We start from the raw sequence: 8086 nt of genomic DNA on the forward strand, positions 1-8086 counted from the left end.
ACGCGCTGCTCGTTCGTGCGTTTGCGCGTCGACCGTGCCAGTTCCGTGCCGCGCAGTCGAACAGATCCCTTGTAGTCGTCGTTGAGCCCGGCCACGCACTGCGAAAGCGTCGTTTTACCCGAACCGGATTCGCCGAGCAGCATCGTGCACTCCCCCGGCTCCAGGGTCAGGTTGATCCCGTCGAGGATCTGCGCCTTCCCGTAGGCGAGCGCCACATCCTTGACTTCGAGCAGAGGTGCATTCGCCGAGGCGGCACCTCCGTCCCGCTCCCCCGCCGAGGCGGCTGCCCCGTCCCGTGCGTCACCGTCGGATCCGTGCTCGCCCGAATCAGCGGGTCCGCCGGGCTTCTCTTCTGTCGACACGAGGATATGTGTCTTCTCGTCGGCCTCGGCGACGGCTTTCGCTTCTGCGGCCCCGTCGCCGATGGTCTTGCGTCCGGCAAGATCGGGCACAGCCGCCATGAGCATCTTTGTGTAGTCGTGCTGCGGACGTTCGAGCACTGCCGACACCGGGCCCTCTTCGACGAGGTCGCCGCGCAGCATCACAGCCACTCGGTCGGAGATGTCCTTGATCACCGCCAGATCGTGGGTGATGTAGAGACCGGCGACATTGTTCGCCACCGTCATCTGCCGGATCGTGTCGAGCACGACCGACTGCGTGGACACGTCCAGGCCGGTCGTCGGTTCGTCGAGGATGAGCACATCGGGGTACATGGCGAAGGCCATGGCGATGCCGATGCGCTGCTGCTGACCGCCGGAGAGCTGATGGGGCCAGCGTCGCTGATAGGCACGATCCCCGGGCAAGCCGACGTCAACGAGCACCTCTGCAACGCGATCAGCTCGCTCACGATCCGAGGCTCCGAAGTCGTGGATGTCGAGGACCTCCCGGATCTGCTCGCCCACACGCATTGCCGGGTTGAGCGAGAGCGCGGGATCCTGGGGGATGTACGCGATCCGGGATCCGCGCAGATCGCGCAGGGCCACCTCGTCGAGCTCGCCGACCTCAAGGTGGGTGGCGTCCCCGCGCGGCCAGATGCTTACGGACCCGGATCCGAACTTCAGGCCCTCCCGAAAGTGTCCCATGCAGGCCAGACCAGCCGTGGTCTTACCGGAACCGGACTCGCCGACGAGTCCGAGGATCTCTCCCCGGGACAGGGCGAAGTCGACGCCGTGAAGAATCTCGTCGCCGGCGTTCGTGAGCACACGCAGGTCGGACACGCGCAGGACGATCTTCTCGTTCGGTTCGTTTGCATCATCGTGGCGAACGGTCTCTGTCTTCGTGCTCATCAGGCCTCCACTGATGTCGATGCGGTGGCTCGGGCGAAGGAGTCCGCGAGCAGGTTGGTGCCGATCGTCAGCAGTGCGATCGCGATGACCGGAAGCAGCACACCCCAGGGTTGGATGGACAGGGCGATGCGGTTCTCGTTGATCATCAGACCCCAGTCGGCCGCGGGCGGCTGCAGACCGAGTCCGAGGAACGACAGCGAGGCGATGTAGCCGATCGAGTAGGTCAGGCGCAGGCCGGCCTCCACGCTCAGCGGTCCGGTGATGTTGGGAAGCAGCTCACGGATGAGCACCTTCCAGCGCGGCATCGCGTACATCTCCGCTGCCTTGATGTAGTCCTCAGTGATGACGCCCAGGGTCGCAGACCTCGCGACGCGGGCGATGCGCGGAGCGTGGGTGAGGCCGATGACGGTCACCAGCACCCATCCTTGTGGTCCCAGCACTGTGATCGCCAGGAGGGCGAACACCAGCTGCGGGATGGCGAGGAAGACGTCGTTGATGCGCATGATCACAGCGTCGAACGTCCCGCCGATATACGCGGCGAGCATGCCGACGAGGGCACCGACGATCATGCCGAGCGCCGTGGCGAGCACCGCGTAGACGATGAGGGTCAGTCCTCCGGCCAGGAATCGAGAGAGCACATCGCGGCCGAGGTTGTCCGAACCGAACAGGCCGTAGGGACTGAACGGTTTTGTGACGAATTCGGTGGAGGTGTTGCCGGTGGCCCAGGGCAGCAGCAGCGGACCACACAGGGCGAGCGCCACGACGACCACGGTGATGATCAGGCCGATCTTGCCCTGTTTCTGGGCGAGCACCCGCTTGTAGAAGGGCACATAGGTGGTCTGGGATTCCTTGGGCACCTCAGCGGCATCGGTGGCCGCGGACTTGAGGTCATCAAGACTGTTGGCGTCGGTGCTCATGCTGCGCTCCTGAGTTTCGGGTTGGTGAGGATGCCGACGACATCGGCCGCCAGGTTCACCGCGACGTAGACGGCGGCGACGAGCATGGAGATCGCCTGGACGACCTGCACGTCACGGTAGGTGACCGCATCGATGAGTGCTTGGCCGAGCCCCGGGTAGCGGAACAGGAACTCGACGACGACCACACCACCGGCCAGCCAAGCCAGCTGGATCGCGACGACCTGAGCGACCGGTCCGAGGGCGTGAGGCACGGCATGGCGCATGATCACACGCTTCTCCGGGACGCCTTTGAGCCTGGCCATCTCGACGAACCCGGAGTCGAGGACCTCGATCATCGTCGCTCGCATCATTCGCACAATGTAGGGAGTGACGACGAGGACGAGGGTCAACGTCGGCAGGATGAGCTGCTCCGGCCGGTTCCACACGGGTTCTCCCGGCGGAGCCAGGGTGACGGCCGGCAGGATCTGGAACACCGAGGTCGCGAAGAGCGCGACGAGGCCGATGCCGATGACGAACTCCGGCATGGAGGCCAGCACCAGGGAGATGCCAGTCATCGTCTGATCACGGCGCTTCCCGCGGTGCAGAGCCTGATAGACGCCGAGGCCGATGCCCAAGGGCACGGAGATGATCGCGGCAAGTGCCATGAGGATGAAGGAGGCCGCGAGGCGGTCCCCGAGCAGTTCGGAAACGGGCCCTCCTGACGCCGAGGAGGTCCCGAAGTCACCGACGAAGAGTCCGCCCAGCCAGTGGAGGTAGCGCAGCCAGGCGGGATCGTTGAGCCCCAGCTGTTCGTTCAGAGCCGCAATCCGTTCCGGGGTGGCCTGCTGCCCGAGAATCGCCCGGGCGGCATCGCCGGGCAGCAGCAGGGTTGCGCCGAAGACGAGCAGAGACACTGCGAGGAGGATGAATGCGGAGAAGATCAGCCGCTTACCGATGACTTTTCCGAACATGTCACACCTCTCCGATCCATACGCGGTCAAGTCTCCAGCCACCCAGCGGTCTGCCGGTGGCGTTCTCTTTCAGACCGCCGACGTACTTCTGGAAGGCGTCGACCTGGTTGGCGAAGCCCCAGATGATGTAGCCGCCCTTGTCGTAGAGCATCTTCTGCGCTTCGTGTTCGAGGTTGCGCCGGGCTTCGGCGTCAGACATCGTCCGGGCCTTCTTCACGATCTTGGTGAACTTCTCGTTGTTCCAATGGGTTTCGTTGAAAGGCGATTCGTCCATCACGCAGGACACGCACTGGGCGAGGAAGTCGCGGGTGTTCCAGAAGTCCTGAGCGAAGTCCCACTTGAGGTATCCGTCGCCGAAGAAGGTCGTCGCGTCCACCTTGCGGATCTTCACCCGGATGCCGGCGTCGGCGGCCTGCTGGGCGAAGACCTGGGCGGATTCGACCACACCGGACTGGATGGGCGCGGTGACCAACTCGACGTCGAGACCATCCGGGTAGCCCGCCTCGGCGAGGAGCTTCTTGGCTTTGTCGATGTCGCGGGTGCGCTGGGGGAAGTCGGGATAGTTCGGGTCGAGCGGTGCGAACATGTCGTTGCCCGGTGTGCCGAAGCCCGAAAGGACCTGTTCGATCATCTGCTCGCGGTCGACGACGAGGCGGAAGGCCTGTCGGACCCGCACGTCGTCGAAGGGTTTCTTGTCCACGCGCATCGTGAACGGCAACCACATGCCCGTCTCGGAGTTGAGGATGCTCATCCGCTCGTCGGCGTCGATGACTTCGACAAGGGCCAGCGGGATCTGCGCAATCGCGTCGACCTGGGTCGACAGGAGGGCGTTGATGAGCGCGTCGGTGTCGTTGAAGTTGAGGATCTCGACCTTGTCGAGGAAGTTGCCGTCGGTCCGCCAGTAGTAGTCGTTGCGTTTGATCACTGTCGACTGGCCGGGTGCATGCGAGACGAGAGCGAACGGGCCGGAGCACACCGGGTTCTTGGGGTCGTAGTCGGCTGGGACGATGCCGGTGGTGTATTCGGAGACCGAGTCGTCGAGGATGCCGTTGGGTTCGGTGAGCCGGAACTCGACCGTGCGGTCGCCGGTAGCGACGACCTCGTCGAGCATGGTGAAGCTCGCCGAGGCGGTCTTCGGATCGTCCGGGTCGTTGATCCTCTCGAAGCTGAAGACCACGTCTTCGGGGGTGATGTCGCGTCCGTCGGAGAACTTCACGCCTTCGCGCAGGGTGGCCGTCCACACGGTGGCGTCGTGGTTGCGTTCGAAGGATTCGGCGAGCTCGGGCTGGATCTTGTAGTCGTCGGTCCGCGACAGCAGGCAGTTGTAGAGGTTGACGGTGCGGGCGATGTCGCCGCTGTTGACGGGGATGTGGGCGTCGACGGTGTCAGCTGAGTTGCCGCCGGTGATCCCGACGCGCAGGGTTCCGCCTTTGACGGGGTCGCCGGCATCGGCGGCACCGACTTCCCCGCCGCCGCAGGCGCTCAAGCCCGCCACTCCGGCCACGGTAAGGCCTGCCCCCAGCGCTTGTCTTCGGTTCGGTGTTCTCATGTGCCTTCTTCCTAGGACGTCGGTACGGGTCCGCCGGCTGCGGCAACTCGTTCTGACTTCGGGGTTCGGGTGTCGGTGAGGATGTGCGCGGCCAAGTAGTTCTCGAGCATGGTCAGCGCTTCGTCATCGGTCAGAGGCATGTGTTCGGTCGTGCGTGCGACGCCGAGTCCGTCGATGAAGATCGCCAGTGCCTTGACCATGAGAGCGCTGTCGCCGGTGCGGATCGCGCCCGATCGCTGTCCGGCGTCGATGACCGCCGTGATCATGTCGAGCCATTCGCCGTAGACAGCGGTGAGGTTCGCCCGGGCTCCTTCGTCGGTGGAGGCTCGGGCCCAGCATTGGAGCCAGATCGACCAGACGCGGCGGATCTTCGAGTTGACGCCAGCGTGGAGCCGTGCGAAGTGGCGGAGGACAGAAATGGGGTCGGATACATCGTTGAGGTGCCGGGTCTCGGCGATGATGTCGAGCGAGTAGCGCAGTGCTGCCTGCAGCAGTTGGTCTTTCGTCCGGAAGTGGTAGTTCACCGCCGAGGCGGTCACCCCGGCCGCGTCCGCGACGTCTTCGGTACGGACTTTGTCGATGCCGAGGTCGGCATAGAGCTCCCATGCGGCGACGATGATCGTCACGCGGTTTCGGGTGCCCTTCGACATCCACTCCTTCGTCGGCGCCGGACCTGCGGCCGCTCCCCCGGCGGCATGTGCGTCAGCGCGCGTCCCGTCATCGACTAGGTCCGGTACTTCACGGTGCTGGGTGGGTGCGTCGGTGACCATCACCCGCCGAGGCGCCCCCGCCCTGCGACCGGTCGTAAGCCAGTCGGTGGTGACTCCGGTGAGTTCAGAGATGCCTGAGATCTCCTCGACCCGGAACTTGCGGGTCCCGGCCAGGGATTTCGAGAGTTTGGAGGCGTCGAGCCCGATCCGTCGGGCGACTTCACTATGGTTGATTCCCGCGTCTTTGATGGCGTTGCGGACACGGAGCACCAGGGAATTCTGTGTGCTGTCCGCACCTTCGCTTGTCGTGACCACCTGTACAGTCTGCACACAAGTTGCGATTTTGGCAAGACTTACTGGGGTTCCATGCTGTCCTGCGCAATGCGACTCACGGAACGTGCATACGAATACGTGTACGCTCATCTTCTCGGACCAATGTCGAAAGACAGTCTGTGGTGGGGGCCGAGTTCACCGTAGAGTGCTCTGCAAATCAAGTAGGCTCTTGCTAGATGCACAGTCCGTCAACTGTCGGTAACATCGGGGTTGAAGGCGACAGGCGGGCCAGCCGAAAGGACTTCCAGGGATGAGCCGTGAAAAGACTTTGCTGCACAAGGCGCTCAAACACACCCAAGTGTCTGATGGCTTCTGGGTTAAGCCGCTGGGAAAGGCCGCTTCTGTTCGTCAGGAATACATCAAGTACAGGTCGGCTGCACCGGCAAATCGTCGGGTCATTTTCTATGAGACGATGTCGGGCGCGCGCATGGGCGACAACCCTTATAGCATCTTCGAGTACCTGCGCGCGCACCCAACTTATGGAGAATTCCTTCACGTGTGGTCTTTCGACGGAAGCGAATCGATCCCAGACAGATACAGAGGCCTCCCCGATGTCGTATTCGCGCGCCGGGGTTCCGCAGCCTATGTCTACTTCTTGGCAACTGCTGGACGGATCGTCGGAAACGCCAACCTCCCTGGCTTCTTCACACGCCGTCCAGAGCAGCAGTACCTGAATACGTGGCACGGAATTCCCTACAAGGCGCTCGGACGCAATACGCCAAAAGCACGATTCGGAAATCCCGCTGGCACTGCGACTTTCAACAAGGCCACCCACGTTCTGACTCCCTGCGAATTCATGACCGACGCTGTAATGTCTGCATACTCCATGGCAGGCGTTTCGAATTCGACTATCGCCGAGACCGGATATCCCCGAATCGACCTCACATTGAACCCGGCCCGCAGAGACTTGTCACGACTGAGACGCATCTACGGTACAGAAGACCCGAAGGTTCTCGGCGACCAGCGTCCGCGTGTGCTCTACGCTCCCACCTGGCGTGCGGACAATGACGAGGACGTCGTCGACACAGACCAACTGATCAATGATCTGAAGGCTTTGGCTGAACTCGACATTCAATTGATGTATCGAGGACACCACCGGATGAACCGTCTGATCGAAGACTCGTCGGTCAGCGAATTCATCGGCGATGTCATCATTCCTCCTCATGACATCAGTTCGAATGATTTGATGACGGTCGTCGATATCCTCATAACCGACTATTCCAGCATCTTCTTCGACTTCCTCCCCACAGGCAGACCGATAGTGCAGTACCTCTACGATCTAGATGAATATGGTCGCAGCAGAGGACTCAACCTTGACCTCGATGAACTGCCGGGGGCCGTGGCCCAGTCCAGGCAGGAGCTCGTGTCATCAGTGAAGTCGCTTTGTGCAACGTTGACAGATGCTGGAGTGGACGCCGACCACGCTCGAACCCCGTTGCAGGGGGAACGGTACATCCAGGCACAGAATCGTTTCTGCCCGCATGAAGATGGCCAGTCCTCGAAGCGGGCGGCTGATTTCTTCATCAGGAATGAGATTTCCAGTATTCCCGCAAAGAAGGCGCGAGACGGACGACCAACGACGGCGTTCTGGGCTGGCTATCTTCCCGACAGCGTCGAATCGGAGGAATTCCTACGAGAGTTGATCGAGTCAGGACGATCACCGAACGAGCAGACCGTGTTGGTAATCGACAGAACGGCGCCTGTGAACAAGCTGCTCCTGAAAGAGATCAAGACTCTCGGGGACAAGATCTCTACGGTCTCCTACGTACCAGGAGGGCTGGCAGTCTTGCCCTCAGAGGCGGCTGACTACGATGCCTTCACTGCAATTGAGAACTTGAGTGGCGATAGGGCCGAAACTCTAATTACAAGAAACCGCGTGCTCAGGGGTCTCTTCTCGTACGAATACCGTCGGCGGCTGGACGATGCTCAGTTCGATCGGGTGGTCCAAGGTCCCGAGCTGACCAATCATGAGTTAGCGCTGTCGATATTCGCGCACAAGAGCGTACGACTCTCATCTGGAATACGCGTCCTGCCGAGCGTGCCCGGTCGTAACACCATTGAACGCGTAGAATCTCTCGCCGCGCCTCCAGGCTCGACGCGCCGTCGCCTGTTTGGCAGTTCCTATCGCAAAATTCGGAAAACCGGAAAGAAGCTGCTCCGCGCCGGGGCCAGATGACCGGCCGTTCGGACGATTAGGTAGGCTCAGCTTTCCTACTTACTTGTTCGTGTTGCTATTTTTCACCTTACGTTGCAAGAAGGGCGACGCGTCGAGCAACTTGTAGTACTTATGAGTATTTGAAGCTTTGGGGACCACCCGATCGTGCGGTTGGGGACCACCGAT

The 8086-nt window shown here is 62.0% G+C and carries 6 protein-coding genes; 1 reads left to right on the top strand and 5 read right to left on the bottom strand.

All coding sequences use genetic code 11. From position 1 onward, the window contains the following. The 5 genes from ACTIIH_RS15390 to ACTIIH_RS15410 form a co-directional block, all read right to left on the bottom strand. The coding region (locus ACTIIH_RS15390; RefSeq protein WP_441452744.1) for an ATP-binding cassette domain-containing protein at positions 1-1286 on the bottom strand (1286 nt) is incomplete at its 3' end. After that, on the bottom strand, positions 1286-2203 hold the full coding sequence (locus tag ACTIIH_RS15395; protein ID WP_441452745.1) for an ABC transporter permease: 918 nt from the start codon (positions 2201-2203) through the stop codon (positions 1286-1288). The genes ACTIIH_RS15395 and ACTIIH_RS15390, both read right to left, overlap by 1 nt. Further along, complete coding sequence (locus ACTIIH_RS15400) at positions 2200-3153, bottom strand: ABC transporter permease (RefSeq protein WP_173151635.1); 954 nt, start codon at positions 3151-3153, stop codon at positions 2200-2202. Before ACTIIH_RS15400 ends, ACTIIH_RS15395 begins: the two co-directional genes overlap by 4 nt. A 1-nt stretch (position 3154) precedes the next feature. Beyond that, positions 3155-4702, bottom strand: a complete 1548-nt coding sequence (locus tag ACTIIH_RS15405; protein WP_441452746.1) for an ABC transporter substrate-binding protein — start codon at positions 4700-4702, stop codon at positions 3155-3157. Between the two features lie 11 nt (positions 4703-4713). Then, the gene (locus tag ACTIIH_RS15410; protein WP_441090905.1) at positions 4714-5727 is read right to left on the bottom strand and encodes a TetR family transcriptional regulator C-terminal domain-containing protein; all 1014 of its coding nucleotides are present in this window, start codon (positions 5725-5727) and stop codon (positions 4714-4716) included. Between the two features lie 268 nt (positions 5728-5995). On the opposite strand from ACTIIH_RS15410, the gene ACTIIH_RS15415 reads away from it, so the two are divergent. After that, positions 5996-7921 carry a CDP-glycerol glycerophosphotransferase family protein gene (locus ACTIIH_RS15415; protein WP_441090904.1) on the top strand — a complete coding sequence of 642 codons (1926 nt, stop codon included), beginning with the start codon at positions 5996-5998 and terminating at the stop codon, positions 7919-7921. Positions 7922-8086 lie beyond the last annotated feature (165 nt).

Source organism: Brevibacterium sp., from assembly GCF_052105255.1.
GTDB lineage: Bacteria > Actinomycetota > Actinomycetes > Actinomycetales > Brevibacteriaceae > Brevibacterium > Brevibacterium linens_B.

What these genes read in the sequence shown, in the direction of transcription:
- ACTIIH_RS15395 (WP_441452745.1), bottom strand. Translation starts at nt 2,203, where the DNA reads ATGAGCACCGACGCCAACAGTCTTGATGACCTCAAGTCCGCGGCCACC.
- ACTIIH_RS15400 (WP_173151635.1), bottom strand. Translation starts at nt 3,153, where the DNA reads ATGTTCGGAAAAGTCATCGGTAAGCGGCTGATCTTCTCCGCATTCATC.
- ACTIIH_RS15405 (WP_441452746.1), bottom strand. Translation starts at nt 4,702, where the DNA reads ATGAGAACACCGAACCGAAGACAAGCGCTGGGGGCAGGCCTTACCGTG.
- ACTIIH_RS15415 (WP_441090904.1), top strand. Translation starts at nt 5,996, where the DNA reads ATGAGCCGTGAAAAGACTTTGCTGCACAAGGCGCTCAAACACACCCAA.